This window comes from Cytophaga aurantiaca DSM 3654 (assembly GCF_000379725.1).
In the GTDB taxonomy this organism is placed as follows: domain Bacteria; phylum Bacteroidota; class Bacteroidia; order Cytophagales; family Cytophagaceae; genus Cytophaga; species Cytophaga aurantiaca.
In genome coordinates this window covers 62,726-77,064 of the sequence record NZ_KB903622.1, presented here as the reverse complement: position 1 = coordinate 77,064, position 14,339 = coordinate 62,726, and the positions used below count along the sequence as shown (strand labels likewise).

Sequence of the window (14,339 nt, the reverse complement as noted above, 5' to 3'; positions counted from 1 at the left end):
GCTCCTGGACGGAGCTCCGTGCGTATATATTGTCAGGTGATGTAGTTTCTACAGATATGTTACCCCGCTGGGGTAATGACTTTCTGGTGGGCAGTTATCGTTTAGAATAACATCTGGCATGCATATCTACCGCACAACCATAACCACGTCTCATCTCGCCTTGGTTGTGATTTTTCAGCCTCTGCCGCAGTAGATAATCTGTGTAGTATGATGCTAAAAAATCACAATTTTTCTTAACTTAAACATTCAAAAAATTTAACGTTATAAATTGTAACATAAATTATTCTTATTGATATGGTAAATCACAATACAGAAGTAGATGAGTACATCGCAAAAATGGCTGACTTTGCGAAACCTATCCTTACACATTTGAGAGAAATTATACATAGTACCTGTCCGGATGTGGAAGAAAATATAAAATGGGGAATACCTCATTATTCATACAAAGGCGACCATTTAGTTATGATGGCGGGCTTCAAACAGCATTGTTCCTTTAATTTATATAAAGCCGAACTAATGAAAGATAAAGCCATTCAGGAAAGTGTGCTTGCAGGAAAGAAATTTGGCTTTATGGACAAGATCAAGGATGTATCTGAATTGCCTGCTAAGAAAATTCTGGTTGCTTATATTAAAGAAGCAATGGAATTAAATGCAAGCGGAACTGCAAAACCAAAACCGGTTAAAGAGAAATCTACCGTAGAAGCTGTTGCTCCTAAAGAATTTACTGACGCGCTAAAAAAAGACAAAAAGGCACTTGCGATATTTGAAAGCAAATCGCCATCGTTTCGCAAAAGCTATATCGTTTGGCTTGCCGAAGCAAAAACAGATGCAACCAGACAAAAAAGAATTGAACAATCGTTGGAATGGATCGCAGAAGGAAAAGATAGATTCTGGCAATCAAAAAAATAACCAACCAGGCAATTGTCTGAACCGCTGATTCCACCTGATGTAAATGATTGATATGATAACAAGCAGTAAATTATTATAAGAATCATTTCAGATATTCAAGATCATTCTCATCCTATCAATCAGCTTAATCGGTGGTTCAGACATTGGGACTTCGCCCATCAATCCGCTTCCGGTAAAGAACATTTACTCATGCAGCCATAAATTTCTATAGGCACTTTTGGAATCATACTCCTTCGCTTGCTTTTCTATATTGAAATAACGGTCTGGTCTGGGATCATTGCCAACGCCCGCGAGATATGCCCAGTTCCCCCAATTGCTGCATACATCATAATCGATCAGCTGCTGTTCAAAATAGGCAGCACCATAGCGCCAATCCAATTTCAGATCGTTGCATAAATAGCTTGCAACAATTTGTCGACCGCGATTGCTCATAAAACCGGTTCGTTTTAATTCAATCATATTGGCATCTACAAGATCTACGCCGCAAGTCCCGTTAATCCAGGCATAAAATAAATCCGGATTGTGTTTATTGATGTAGTTGGAATTATTTTTAATCCCTGTCTGCATAAAAAACCGGTTGTGATATTTTTTCATCATAAATCTGAAATAATCTCTCCAGAATAATTCAAACACAAGCCAACTGGTGGATTCATTAGCAGAATATGCATTTTCATATTCCTTCAATTCTTTATAAACAGAGCGCGGCGAAATACAACCAAGAGCAAGCCAGGGTGAAAATTTTGTAGAATAGTCTGCACCAATCAATCCGTTTCGTGTTTGTTTATACGTATCAATAGCTCTTGTTTCGTAAAAATAAGTATGCAGACGCTTGCATGCTTCCTCCTCTCCTCCTTTAAATGCCATAGCTCTCCTACTATCGATCGTGATCTGTTGAAGACCTAATTCTTTCATGGAAGGGAATTTCGCCTTAGGTATGTTAGGAGATACAATTTTTTCCGGAGCATCAAATGCTTTTCGTATCGGTGTTTCTTTTTCTGTTTTCTTTTTAAAAATTGTAAATGTATCCGGAATGTCTTTTATAGAAAACGGAAGATCTTCCGCATGATACAATGTACTTGTACTGCATTTTGTATAGATACAATTCAGTTTCCATATTTCCCGTTCAACATCTGTTTCCTTTTGGATCTCTTCATAAGCAACTTCTTTTTTTGCATAAACTTTTTTGACGTTGTATTCTTTAATTACATTGAGCAGTTCTTTTTCCGGCCTTCCTCTTAAGACCAGCAGTCCCGATCCTTTTTTACGCAGCGCCTGATCAAGTGCTATTACAGACTCCAACAGAAACTGTGCTCTGAAATTTCCAGTCTTTTGAAATCCAAATTCCGTTTTATTAAAATGATCCGGATCAAAACAATAGACAGGAATGATCTCATCGCTTTCGGCTATAGCACGCAAGAGCGTTTCGTTATCCGTTAAACGGAGATCTGTTTTAAACCATACAATGGATATTTTTTTTGACATATATACAACGAGAGAAATTAGATTTTATAATCCAATGGAATATCTTTAAGTTCTTCAAAAGGTTTTGCGCCTAAAGTTAGGTTTCTTCGAAAATACGATTGACTTTTTATCTCTTTTCCAAAGCCAATACATCAGGTAATGTGTAATGTGCTTTTGCTTCTGCTTTCATTCTGTTCTTTCTTCACACTATTTTATAAACAATTGATATGGCTGTTTGTTTATCGTACAGGACATAAAATTATGTTTTGCAAAACAGGGAGGCATTCTCCACCCTTGTTGGAGTTCCCAAGATCAATCGAAAATTGTCTGAACCGCTGATTCACCTGATGTAAATGATTAATATGATAACAAGCCGTAAATTATTATCATAAACATTTCAGATCTTCAATTATCATTTCTTATCAGTCCAATCAGCTTAATCAGTGGTTCAGACAAAAGGAATGTAACGCCAAGAAATAACAAACAAACGTTTCTCCTGGACGGAGCTCCATGCGTGTATATTGTTAGGTAATGTGTTTTCTGATCAATAAAAAGTCTTTCGTTTGCCGTGATTTATCACATCCGACCACACCGATACCAAGTTAGATCTGTTTTCAGCAATACCGTGAGAAAAGGCCTTTTCACCGTCCCGCTATTCGTCCGTATTGGGGGCGCAAAGAAACGATATCCGCTGCTTTGAAAACTCCAACAAGCATGAGAAAACCCACTTTGAACACCTTTAAGAGAACAAATCAAAAAAAACAGGACCCGTTACTATAGTATTTATACTAAAAAAATCGAATATTGCAGGTATAAATAATTAACTCCAATACGCTGAACTTCCCAAGGTCTCAGCGATACCCCAAAACATCAATATCTAAACCGATGTTAAAATCTTATTATTGCTTAAGCTACCACTTTAAAACAAAAGACGATGGCAGAGTTATCCATTTGAGACTTTTGCTTTATACAGAAAATGGCAACGTTCATAAATGCAATTCCAAACTCATTATTGCAATAAGTGAAGCGTATGATTTCATTGAATACACCATGGATTATCTTAGCCCTTCACATCTTGACAAATGCGGTGCGGAAGATAAAATCACCCGATATGGATATAAGTATCAAATCAACAGCAATCCGATACAGATCGACTTCCATCATTATTCCATCGACAGCAGAACAGATCATCCGTATTTTAGTTTCATAGAAAATACGTTCAACACATTAGAAGAACATGAGATTCTTTCTATTAACGCTGCGCCTAAAATTGAATCTATTAAAGCGATTGAAGTTATTAGTCAATATAACAATGCAACAAGGTCGGACTACCCGCCTATCCGTTTACACAATTTAATTGAGTAGTCATACGTCTATTCATTTTAATCTATGTTCTTATCCTCCTGGCACACCTATATAATATGACCGATAACAACAACTGGCAACACGCTCGCACAATCACAGACGGCGAACGGTTTGAAGTCGGCGGTCTGAATATCTGGGACAGCAACTGGAAGAATACAGGAGAGACAATACAAATCAAAGATCCGTTATACGGACAGGATTTTATCTTTACGGTTTATGAAATAACGAATGAACAAACAGCAGTTACATTTGCGGCAGGCGAATTTTCTAATTGCGTTTGGGGAATCTATTTGAAAAAATAAATCTGAACCGCTGATTCTGCCTGATGTAAATGATTGAGATGACAACATGCAGTAAATTAGTATAAGAGTCACTTCAGATATTCTATTTCATGTTCATCATATAAATCAGCTTCATGAGCTGTTCAGACAAAAGGAAATAAAAATAAAAATTTATATTTTTACCTAAGATTGGCGATTTCCCCAGCTCACACTTTTCTTTATCTTTGCACTACATATTTTACTCCTACTTCAATGTACATTCGAATTCTGATTCTTTCGTTTCTTCTTTGTTGTTCTACTTCTTCTTTTGCTCAAAAATTATGGCGGTTTGCAAAGGATAGCTGTATACCTGCAGATCTAGCTAAACGCACGCTGTATTTCCCGGTCTCAGAAAATGATAAACTTCCCTATAATTATGAAAAAGCGAAGAAGATCTTCAAAAGGTATTATCCGTACAACTATGTATTCATTTCGGAAGACAGCCTGGAAGCCTTGAGTATGGATAGTTTAAATAATGGTTATGCACTGCGTAAAGAACAAGTATCAAGAAGGATGACGACATCAAGTCCCACCTATGGTTACAGCAATGGCGGATTTGGCAATACCGGATACTCCTACTCTTCTTCCACATACCAAACATATATATACAACTTCACGAAGGCTTCTTCCAGCGAGTCGGATTACAAACCACTGAAAATTTATTCTTCTGTACGTCATAAAACATTGCAGATGCTTATCCGGAACATTTATTATGACATACCAGCAAACAGACCTAAACATTGTTTTAAAATAAATCTGGGAGTGCCTTTCACGCAGTACCCACGAATAGGCGCGTCTTATGAATTTCTCATTCAGCGCAAGACATCGTTGGGTCTATACATGGAAGCCGGATCCTGGACCTATGGAGCCGACAGCTATAGCTATCAAACCAGTTCTACCTTTGTTCTGTTTCAACCTCAATTGATCCGTTATATGGCTTTATTCAAAAACCATGCGTATGACGGATTGTTTGTGGGTATTTCTCCATTTATATTTTATAACAAAGATCGTGTAAATCCTTCCAATCCGTATGCGTCAGTATACCCCGATCATGCTACCGGATACGGTGTAAAAGGAATGCTTGGAATTCAGTTCCTGATTGCCAGAAGAGTGATCTTAGGTGGCTGGGCAGGTCCTCAATTCCGCTTTGGTAGTGCCGATAGTTTTCAGGGCCAAAATAGCTTTTTATCATCCGTCTATCCGCAACTATTTCCCACCGCACAAGTGTATGCTGGGTTTGTGTTAAGGTAAGAATCGTCTGAACCACTGATTTCACCTGATGTAACTGATTGCTATGATAATATGCAGCAAATTATTATAAGAATCATTTATGATATTCAATTTCATGTTTATCATACTAATCACATGAATCATAGTTCAGACAAAAAGAAATGATTGATCTAAAATAAATACGATCTTTATTCAACCATCACAAAAAATAGTATGCGTTTTTACCTACTCCTTATAGTTGCAATTGGAATCTTATTTCAATCGCAAGCACAAACAGAGAAAACGGTTGACGGACAAGATGCGTCTGCAAAAAAACCAGACCAATTGGGCACACTTGAGGAAATGGGAGGTACAGACAATACTCCCGACAGTCTACGTGTAGTATATTATAGTGAGGTAATGCCTGTATTTCCGGGAGGTGGTGATTCAGCCTTTTATGCATTTGTCCGAAAAAATTTAATTTATCCTGAAGACGCGAAAAGCAAAGGTATTATGGGAACTGTATTCATACAGTTTATTGTAGAGAAAGATGGTTCCCTTTCATCTATACATGTTATTCCTGGCAGAGGCATTTCGCCATCATGCGATCAGGCTGCGATAGATGTTGTATCTAAATCTCCCAAATGGACTCCGGGCAAAATGCATGATAAACCTGTTCGGGTGCAGTGTACAAAACGGATTAAATTCGATATGCAGTAATCATACGAATCACCGTTCAGGCAGAGTATATGACACACATTAACTACATACGAGCAGAAGCACAGGACGACGTAGATTCTTTTATGTCCTTGAATACTGTTCAAAATGAATTCCTTTCTCAAAAAGGATTAACACATATTGAGGAATTAAATTTAAATAATTTTATTGGTGTTGTGATCACGCATACCTTTGATGATACACAGCTTCCAATGGATTTTGATTGTATGTTTCTGGATGATTTTGAAAGTGTACCTGTTATCACGAAAGCAACACTAAGGGGTTGTTTAAATTATCGTACAAAATTCCATACAATGCTATGGAAAGGTCACAGTCATTTTGCAATTTTCGAATTTGATCACGAGGTTCCAAAAATAGTACATTCATTAAAACATCATGAACAAAGAAAACGATGGGATCCCAACCTGATCATTTGTTCAAGATCAGATGCAGACACTTGCAGAGATTATTTGAAGACAGAGAAACAAGATTTTGAACGCTTCATGAAAGAAAAGAATCCGCATATCTATGAAGCAAACAAAAGAGAAGAAGAAGAATTTAAAAGAAATTTAAAATAGACATTCTATTATATGCCATTATGAATGCGAAAAAGATCTGGGCGAAAAAAGTTGAAAGCGCATGCGGTCAAATTATTTCAAAACCGGAAGCATTCAGAGCAGGATATTATGGTTTTGTTTTTTTCAGATCCGGATGGTCACAAGTTTCATGTCTTTTATATGCAAGGGGTTTCAAACAGGAATATAAACTTTACTGGCCTATTTTCTTTATCTTTATACATATTTAACTATTAGCTAAACGTTCTACGCATGTTACGTTCTTTCAACTTTTATCTTATTGCATTCTTCTTTATTTCATTTTCAAATTCAATTCATGCTCAGGTAGGTGCATTACAAAAAGATTTTGGCAATGCTGGTTATGTCGATATCAATTTACTTGATACAGTACATGCCGGAAATTTATATCCGTTTATAATTAAAAAAGACATTTTAGAAAACACCTACATTGCTGGTGTCTACGATAGCAGAATACTCGCTGTTGAAAAAATAGCACCCGATGGCAAACCCGATTTGTTATTTGGCAATAAAGGACGCTTAGAAATTATCACTGGACTGAAAGATGAAAATTTTCAATATGTCCTTCTTATGCAAATTGATTCGGAAGAAAATATTTATTTGATTACGAATAGTACCAATAATACTTTTTTTACTATTTCAAAATACAATCGATTTGGAAAAATTGATTTATCCTTTGGAACGAAAGGTAAATTAATTTTAAACGGAAACTATGCTTCTGATTTCATAAAAGATGATACTTATTTTTATGTATCTACTACTACTAATGTCATTAAGTTTGATAAAAATGGTGCATTTGATACTTCATTTGGCGCTAATGGAATAGCTTCTCCACCATTTAATCAGCTATATGTTAATAATGTAATTTCTAACATCCAGCTTAACTCAGAAGGGTATATCTACCTATCTGTACAATATGCAAATTATGCCTCACTTATGAAGCTGGATCCCTCCGGGGCTTTGGTAACTACATTCGGTACAAATGGAGTTGTAACGCTACCTGACTTATGGACATCAAAACACATGGTTTTAGATAATCAGGAAAGAGTACTTGTACATCACGACAATGCTACTTCAACTGTCAATGGAATAACAATAAATACACTATACCGCTATCTTCCTTCAGGCCTTCCGGATCTTACTTATGGCACAAATGGCGTTTTCAATATTTCCATTCCGTCTTATAGCAGCACCACACTGAATGATATGAAAATAGATGCAAGCAACAACATCTATCTTTCAGGAAATGGCCGAACAAGCAGTACTTATTACGAATCTTTAATTATTAAGATCAATGCTGCAGGTACAGGTTATGATGCTTCGTTCAACTCAGATGGAATTATGAACTTTATCTATGAAGGTTTAAACAGCACAGATTATTTATTTATCAATAAAAACGGAACGCTTTCTTCCGGAGGATTTATAGATCAGGGTGCCGGAAAAATGCTTGCTAAAACTGTATCAATAAATTCTTCGGGAACTATTACAAATTCCTTTTCAACTGCATTCAATAACATCAATTCATCGGATAACGCTTCGCATGGAATACTCGATCAGCAAGGGAACCTATTTGTATTGGGTTATTTAACGAATAGCTATCCTGTATTAACTTCTATGTCTACCGAAGGAAATCTCAGACCAGCATTCGGAGATAATGGTAAAAAAATATACACTCCTGAAACGTTTAGTCTAAATAGAATTTTAATGGAAAAAAATGGAAACATTTATTCTGCAGGTGGTTCATTTAATTCAACAGATCAGTCATTAAACAGAAATGCGGTTACGAAAACAGATAAACATGGCAATCTAATTACAAGCTTCGGTGTCAACGGAATCCTTACGTATCAATCCGATGTAACTTTTACCAATGTATTTGAATTACTCTTCGATCAGGATTCATCGTTATTGGTATTCTCAAATTCCATAAACAGTACTTCAATACTTATAACTAAAATTACTCGTAGCGGAAACATAGATTTGTCTTATGGCAATCAAGGCTCATTGGTCATTTCAACAAGTACTTCTATTTATGGAAATAAAGCAATTATAGACAATGCCGGCATAATCTACATTTCAGGAAAAGCATCCACAACAGATTTTTTTGTTACCAAAATTTCTAATCAGATTATTGATCCGCTTTTTGGTATCAATGGTTTTGTGATTCGTTCTTTACCAAATCTCTATCCAACGTATCCGACTTGTTCGGCTATGGATTTTGATTCTAATGGTAACATTGTGGTTAGTGGTTGGTATGGAAGCGGCCTTAATCCTGGCCCTCAAGCACTATTATTTAAACTTAGTCACACAACGGGTGAAGCCATTCCTGAATTTGGGTCAAGTGGATTTATAACATTACCAACCATTAATTTTGCTGTTTATGATCTTATATTAGATGAAAACGACAACATATTTTTATTTGGAAATACTTCTCCATATGGCAATACATTCGCTGTTGCTAAAACAAATGCCTTAGGCCAGATTGACGCATCTTACGGAAACAATGGACTTGCAATTGTTGCTGCAGGATGGTACGATGGTGTGGTATATGATAAAAAAAGAGGCGTTGCATATTTATATGGTGCTATAAATAGTGATGTTCGTATCGTATCTATTCAAATTGAAAAACCAAACTTCAACACAATCACCGGAACTGTTTTCAAAGATGCAGATGCATCGTGTGACAAAGGACAATCAGAATCGGGTATCAATAATATGAACATCGTTGCTCAACCGGGGTATAATTACAGCATCACGGATGCCAGCGGTTCATATGTGTTGAAAGTAGATACCGGTACGTATCAGTATACGGTTAAGCAAATACTGAATCCCATTCAACAACAGCTCTATTTAAACACATGTACAGACAGCTATAATGTACCACTTACAGGTTCAGAAAAAACTATTTCGAATATTGATTTTTCAGATAAATTAAATCCGCAAACGTGTCCACTCTTGTACATTGATATTCAGAACACAGTAAGAAGAAGATGTTACAATGGTATTACTAAAATTAAATATGCCAATTATGGCACAGCAAGTGAGTCGAATGTAATTATTAAAATAACATATCCCGATCAGATAAAGATCAAACAAAGTACTCCTGCATGGCAAAGCATGTCTGCGAATGTATTAACGTATAACATTGGTTTACTAAATGCCGGACAAGAAGGATATATTACGATAGCCGATTCTGTATTGTGCTTAAGCGAGTCTGTTATTGGATTGACACAATGTGTTAAAGCTGAAATATCTCCTGTTCGAAATTGTGTTGTACCGCCAATATGGGATCGCTCAGAAATAAAAATTTCACAAATATGCCGCTCCGATTCATCTGTATTTTTTATACAGAATATTGGAACGGGTGATATGAATGCACCAAGAAATTTTAACGTGTTTGTGAACGATACAATTATTTATTCGTCTACGTTTTTATTAGAATCAAACGCGGCGTTATCTGTTTCGTATCCTGCAAACGGAAAGTCGATCAGAGTAGATGCAGAGCAACATCCAGACTTCCCTTTCCCTAGCAACCCAAGTCTAACAACACAGAGCTGCAATGCAACTACAATTGCAAATCCTGTTCGCACTCCACTTACAAATTTACCATTGGACGACCGTTCGTTCTATACTGCATATTCATGTTTGCCTATTATCGGAAGTTTTGATCCAAATCATAAATCTGTAACACCGTCGGGTTATGGAACCGAACATTATATCAACAAAAAAGATAAGCTTACTTATATGATACAATTCCAAAACGTTGGTACAGACACCGCTTTCAAAGTAGTTGTTATTGACACATTGGATAACGATTTGAATATTGAAACGTTATTGGTCGAATCTTCCAGTCATGCCTATACGTATACTCTATCCGGCAGAGGAACCCCTGTACTCAAATTCTCTTTTGATCCAATCGTATTAACCGATTCGACATCAAATCTTATAAAGAGCCAAGGATTTATATCTTATTCGATTTATCCTAAAGAAGATGTTTCAGAAGGAACAATCCTTTCAAATAAAGCATACATCTTCTTTGACTACAATAATCCGATCCTTACCAATGAAACTATTTTGACAATTAAGAATGATTATCTTCAGGATCTTTCAAAAGGCAGTGCAGTAGCTGTACGTACAGGATTGGTCACAGCAAACAAAAATCCTGTGGCTAAAAATATTTTGGTTTATCCAAACCCTGCAAAAGATCAGCTTCATATAAAAAGTACGAGTTTAAATTTAAAAAGCATTCAATTTATCAGCATTACCGGATCAATAGTTTTAACTGAAAAATTATCGGGCAATGATTTCAGCATAAAAATAAACACTCTTACACCGGGTATTTATTTTTATACCATTCTGGATGAATCAGAAAATAGTTTGCAAGGAAAAATAATTGTTGAGTAAATTTTTTATTCAGAGAGATCTTTCTGGCGCCAGTCTTTAGCGTAGCGAGACTGGCGCCGGCTATTTGGCAGTCTTTGACTGCCTTTTAAATAATACATATTGCAGCAGTCAAAGACTGATAAAAGCCCCACCTTTGTGACGCGTCGCTTAACATTAATGACAGGTTAGCGTCCTTTCTAATTCATTTTACAAAAACGTTACATTCATCATACAATCAATACCTCCTGCATAATTACGCGCGCTGCTGTATTTATATTCTTCTGCTGATAATACAAAGCCCCCACGTACCGGATTGTTATGAATGTAATCTAAACGTTGCTCTACCAAAGCTACACTGCTAAGTTCGATCGGATAATAGCCATTCTGCCATAATTGACAACGTTCATTACTCGTATTTTTACTTCCTGTCCGTTCAAACATCCAAAGCATCCATTGTTTTTTACTTTCAAACGGAGTATGTCTAATCGTATCTAGCAATTTATATGAAGTATACTTTTTTATATCTCGTACTACAAAAGCGAGATTTATATCTGCATCTTTTGCACTTATAATTAAATGTACATGATTAGTCATAATACAATATGCATGTACATTTAATCTTTATGGTTTATACAATAGTTTAAGCTGTCAATAATAATCATTCTATATTCATCTCTTGTAAATACATCGATCCAATTGACATCAGTAAACGTAACGAAATGCGCATACTGCCCATCTCTTATTTTATATTTGGAACTCATAGCTGTGAGTTTGAAAAAATATTTTTTTTAAATGTAAGGATAAAATAAATGTAGGATTGACAACAAAAGATAAATAATACAAAAAAGTCGACGACTGTTGAATAATGAATACCTGGCGCGAGTCTTTAGCGCAGCGGGACTCGTGTCGGGCATTTTAGCAGTCTTTGACTGCATATAAAATTCAATATATAATGCAGTCAAAGACTGCTAAATAATGGACACGAGTCCCGCTGCGCTAAAGACTCGCGCCAGAAAGAAATTTCTACCACCAACTCCAGATAAATTACAAAAGCTATCCTTTCACCGGCAACGTAAAATAAAACGTAGTTCCTTTATCCACCTCCGATTCAAATCCGATTGTACCGCCATGGCGTTCGATAATATTTTTTGCTAAGGCAAGTCCCACACCTGTACCTTCAAATTCAGATGCACTATGCAAGCGTTGAAACACACCAAAAATTTTATCGCTGTATGCCATATCGAAACCCGCCCCATTATCTGTCACACTATACGTGATCCTCTTCTCTTCTTTTTTACAACTCACAGTAATTTTTGTTATATCTTTTTTGCGGGAATATTTTACTGCATTCGAAAGGAGATTGATCCACACCTGACGAATCAGACTAACATCTCCATAAGCGGGTTCAAGAGGTGATACAACCAGTTCAAATGTTCTTGAAGTTTCCTGAGAAGTAAGTTCGTGCAATATGCCTCGAACCATTTTTTCCATTATGATTGAAGACTTAGAAAGTTCCTGACGCTGGAATTTTGAAAACGCCAACAAGTCGTCGATCAGTTTTTCCATCGAAGACACATTCGATTCAATTCGATCGGCAAGACGTTTTGCTTCATTATCATCCAGTGCTGCTATATGATTTTGCTGCAGCATGCGTGAGAATCCTGCAACTCTTCTGAGCGGAGCTTTTAGATCGTGCGACACCGAATAACTGAATGCTTCGAGCTGTCGATTTGCTTCCTTTAATTGTTTTGTCCGCTCCTGTACAATAAATTCGAGTTTTTCATTTATTTTCCTTAACTGATTCTGTGCCATCTTGATCCCTGTAACATCGATCAGCACAAACATGATTGCAAAGATATCACCCCGTCCATCTCGTAAGGGCACAACTTTCATTAATGAAAAATAACCTGAAATCGTTTGCCGTTCTGTTAAAATTGTTTCGCCCGCAAATGCTTGCTGAATAACGTCTTTATAATATCCATCATAATTCTCAGGAGTAATGATCTCTGAGATTTTCTTGCCCGGCATGGTTTCTTTTGTATAACCCATGGTTGTTAAAAAATCACCCTCTGCAAGTAAGTACCGTTCTTCACGATCCAGAATTGTAATAGCAGTTCCGGGAATATTTGCAGCAAGAATGCGGTAGATGCGATCGATATCTCCTGTATTGTTTGCGTCACGCTGAATGCGCACATCTGAAAGCATGCTTTTTAAAGTATAATTTTCTTCTTCCAGCTCTTGCAAACGACTTAATAAATTTTCTGTGCCTCCATAACGTGCCTTCCATTTATAAAGCGTATCCAGACTTATATCATACTTCCGACAAAGATCATGTGCATCCGTACCATCTTCAAGTAACTTCAAAATGGGTCGTATCCGATCGTTTAAAAATTCTTCATTTGCCATGCCGTAAAAATTAAAAGAGAAAGATTTATTCCATTGATACAATCTCTAAATTTTTTAAAGAAAAATAAAGAAATAAACCCAAAATTACTGCTTTAACGTTTAAAATACGTTCGATTAATCCGCATTAACACGATAGCTAGCTAAGCAGCAGCTTACATCATTTTCACGAATGCTTACATGTTCTCCATAGAAGTTTGGCTTGTATTTTCAGAAGTACTACATTAATTCTGAAATCAATTATTCACTCATAATTTCTACAGCTATGGAAAGAGAATCAAACATTAATGTTTCAAATACCGAACGCATTATTTCAGTATTAGCCGGCTCATACTTTATCTACCGTGCATTGGCACGCGATCCTAAGCAATACGGAATACTTGCTCCAGCTGCACTTCTTGTATACAGAGGTGTAACAGGACATTGTCCGGCTTATGCCGCTATCGGAAAAAGCAGGTTGCCTGATACGGCACACAATATAAACATCGAAACATCTGTCACTGTTAACAAGCCGACAGATACGGTGTATGCATTCTGGAGAAGATTAGAAAATCTTCCTTTGTTCATGACACATCTAAAATCTGTTACTCAGCTGGAAAATGGAAGGTCTGAATGGCAAGCTTATATTCCCGGAGGCCTTGGCACCAGTATTAGTTGGGAAGCAGAGATCGTAAAAGAGGAACCCGGCAAACAACTTTCCTGGAACTCTATTGAAGGTTCTACAATCAACAATGCAGGTAAAGTTATCTTCGAACATGCGGGAGAGCAAGCAACCACGATACATGTAGTAATTAGCTATCAGGCACCTCTTGGGGCAGCAGGTGAAAAAGCACTGTCATTATTTACATCTACATTCGAGAAAATGATACAGGATGATATTCTAAATTTCAAAGAATATATTGAAACAGGAAAACTTCCTGCAGATAAAAAACTGAAGCATAAAAATAATCAGCCACATATTTATAATTAATAATACTATGGG

Annotated in this window: 13 protein-coding genes; 9 read left to right on the top strand and 4 right to left on the bottom strand. The window is 36.5% G+C overall.

Annotation, left to right across the window (positions count from 1 at the left end):
- Positions 1–294 precede the first annotated feature (294 nt).
- A complete protein-coding gene (locus A3EE_RS0103070) occupies positions 295–909 on the top strand; it encodes a YdeI/OmpD-associated family protein (protein WP_018341962.1) in 615 nt (204 codons plus the stop codon).
- Positions 910–1,092: 183 nt separating this feature from the next.
- On the opposite strand, the gene A3EE_RS0103065 is transcribed toward A3EE_RS0103070, so the two are convergent.
- On the bottom strand, positions 1,093–2,391 hold the full coding sequence (locus A3EE_RS0103065) for a DASH family cryptochrome (protein ID WP_018341961.1): 1,299 nt from the start codon (positions 2,389–2,391) through the stop codon (positions 1,093–1,095).
- Between the two features lie 864 nt (positions 2,392–3,255).
- On the opposite strand from A3EE_RS0103065, the gene A3EE_RS0103060 reads away from it, so the two are divergent.
- The 7 genes from A3EE_RS0103060 to A3EE_RS0103030 all read left to right on the top strand — a co-directional run bounded on the left by A3EE_RS0103060 (position 3,256) and on the right by A3EE_RS0103030 (position 10,975).
- The gene (locus A3EE_RS0103060; RefSeq protein WP_018341960.1) at positions 3,256–3,735 is read left to right on the top strand and encodes a hypothetical protein; all 480 of its coding nucleotides are present in this window, start codon (positions 3,256–3,258) and stop codon (positions 3,733–3,735) included.
- Between the two features lie 56 nt (positions 3,736–3,791).
- Complete coding sequence (locus tag A3EE_RS0103055) at positions 3,792–4,037, top strand: hypothetical protein (protein ID WP_018341959.1); 246 nt, start codon at positions 3,792–3,794, stop codon at positions 4,035–4,037.
- Positions 4,038–4,268: 231 nt separating this feature from the next.
- Positions 4,269–5,306, top strand: coding sequence for a hypothetical protein (locus A3EE_RS0103050; protein WP_018341958.1), 1,038 nt, complete (start codon positions 4,269–4,271; stop codon positions 5,304–5,306).
- A gap of 192 nt (positions 5,307–5,498) precedes the next feature.
- On the top strand, positions 5,499–5,984 hold the full coding sequence (locus A3EE_RS19950; protein ID WP_018341957.1) for an energy transducer TonB: 486 nt from the start codon (positions 5,499–5,501) through the stop codon (positions 5,982–5,984).
- 29 nt (positions 5,985–6,013) lie between these two features.
- Entirely contained in the window at positions 6,014–6,559 is a 546-nt protein-coding gene (locus tag A3EE_RS0103040) for a hypothetical protein (protein WP_018341956.1), read from the top strand.
- 20 nt (positions 6,560–6,579) lie between these two features.
- The gene (locus A3EE_RS22050) at positions 6,580–6,786 is read left to right on the top strand and encodes a hypothetical protein (RefSeq protein ID WP_018341955.1); all 207 of its coding nucleotides are present in this window, start codon (positions 6,580–6,582) and stop codon (positions 6,784–6,786) included.
- Between the two features lie 22 nt (positions 6,787–6,808).
- The gene (locus A3EE_RS0103030; protein ID WP_018341954.1) at positions 6,809–10,975 is read left to right on the top strand and encodes a DUF7619 domain-containing protein; all 4,167 of its coding nucleotides are present in this window, start codon (positions 6,809–6,811) and stop codon (positions 10,973–10,975) included.
- Between the two features lie 186 nt (positions 10,976–11,161).
- Here the strand turns inward: A3EE_RS0103030 and A3EE_RS21035 are convergent, their stop codons facing one another.
- The 3 genes from A3EE_RS21035 to A3EE_RS21155 form a co-directional block, all read right to left on the bottom strand.
- Positions 11,162–11,548, bottom strand: a complete 387-nt coding sequence (locus A3EE_RS21035) for a transposase (protein WP_018341953.1) — start codon at positions 11,546–11,548, stop codon at positions 11,162–11,164.
- A gap of 20 nt (positions 11,549–11,568) precedes the next feature.
- Positions 11,569–11,715: a hypothetical protein gene (locus A3EE_RS21755; RefSeq protein WP_157446861.1), complete on the bottom strand. Its 147-nt coding sequence runs from the start codon at positions 11,713–11,715 to the stop codon at positions 11,569–11,571.
- A 292-nt stretch (positions 11,716–12,007) separates the two neighbouring features.
- On the bottom strand, positions 12,008–13,360 hold the full coding sequence (locus A3EE_RS21155; RefSeq protein ID WP_018341952.1) for a sensor histidine kinase: 1,353 nt from the start codon (positions 13,358–13,360) through the stop codon (positions 12,008–12,010).
- Positions 13,361–13,622: 262 nt separating this feature from the next.
- On the opposite strand from A3EE_RS21155, the gene A3EE_RS0103015 reads away from it, so the two are divergent.
- On the top strand, positions 13,623–14,327 hold the full coding sequence (locus A3EE_RS0103015) for an SRPBCC family protein (RefSeq protein ID WP_157446860.1): 705 nt from the start codon (positions 13,623–13,625) through the stop codon (positions 14,325–14,327).
- Positions 14,328–14,339: the final 12 nt, after the last annotated feature.

Excerpts from the sequence above, each read along its gene's own strand:
- A3EE_RS21755 (WP_157446861.1), bottom strand. The coding sequence starts at position 11,715 with ATGAGTTCCAAATATAAAATAAGAGATGGGCAGTATGCGCATTTCGTT.
- A3EE_RS21155 (WP_018341952.1), bottom strand. The coding sequence starts at position 13,360 with ATGGCAAATGAAGAATTTTTAAACGATCGGATACGACCCATTTTGAAG.
- A3EE_RS0103030 (WP_018341954.1), top strand. The coding sequence starts at position 6,809 with ATGTTACGTTCTTTCAACTTTTATCTTATTGCATTCTTCTTTATTTCA.
- A3EE_RS19950 (WP_018341957.1), top strand. The coding sequence starts at position 5,499 with ATGCGTTTTTACCTACTCCTTATAGTTGCAATTGGAATCTTATTTCAA.
- A3EE_RS22050 (WP_018341955.1), top strand. The coding sequence starts at position 6,580 with ATGAATGCGAAAAAGATCTGGGCGAAAAAAGTTGAAAGCGCATGCGGT.
- A3EE_RS0103070 (WP_018341962.1), top strand. The coding sequence starts at position 295 with ATGGTAAATCACAATACAGAAGTAGATGAGTACATCGCAAAAATGGCT.
- A3EE_RS0103055 (WP_018341959.1), top strand. The coding sequence starts at position 3,792 with ATGACCGATAACAACAACTGGCAACACGCTCGCACAATCACAGACGGC.
- A3EE_RS0103050 (WP_018341958.1), top strand. The coding sequence starts at position 4,269 with ATGTACATTCGAATTCTGATTCTTTCGTTTCTTCTTTGTTGTTCTACT.
- A3EE_RS0103040 (WP_018341956.1), top strand. The coding sequence starts at position 6,014 with ATGACACACATTAACTACATACGAGCAGAAGCACAGGACGACGTAGAT.
- A3EE_RS21035 (WP_018341953.1), bottom strand. The coding sequence starts at position 11,548 with ATGACTAATCATGTACATTTAATTATAAGTGCAAAAGATGCAGATATA.
- A3EE_RS0103015 (WP_157446860.1), top strand. The coding sequence starts at position 13,623 with ATGGAAAGAGAATCAAACATTAATGTTTCAAATACCGAACGCATTATT.
- A3EE_RS0103060 (WP_018341960.1), top strand. The coding sequence starts at position 3,256 with ATGTTAAAATCTTATTATTGCTTAAGCTACCACTTTAAAACAAAAGAC.
- A3EE_RS0103065 (WP_018341961.1), bottom strand. The coding sequence starts at position 2,391 with ATGTCAAAAAAAATATCCATTGTATGGTTTAAAACAGATCTCCGTTTA.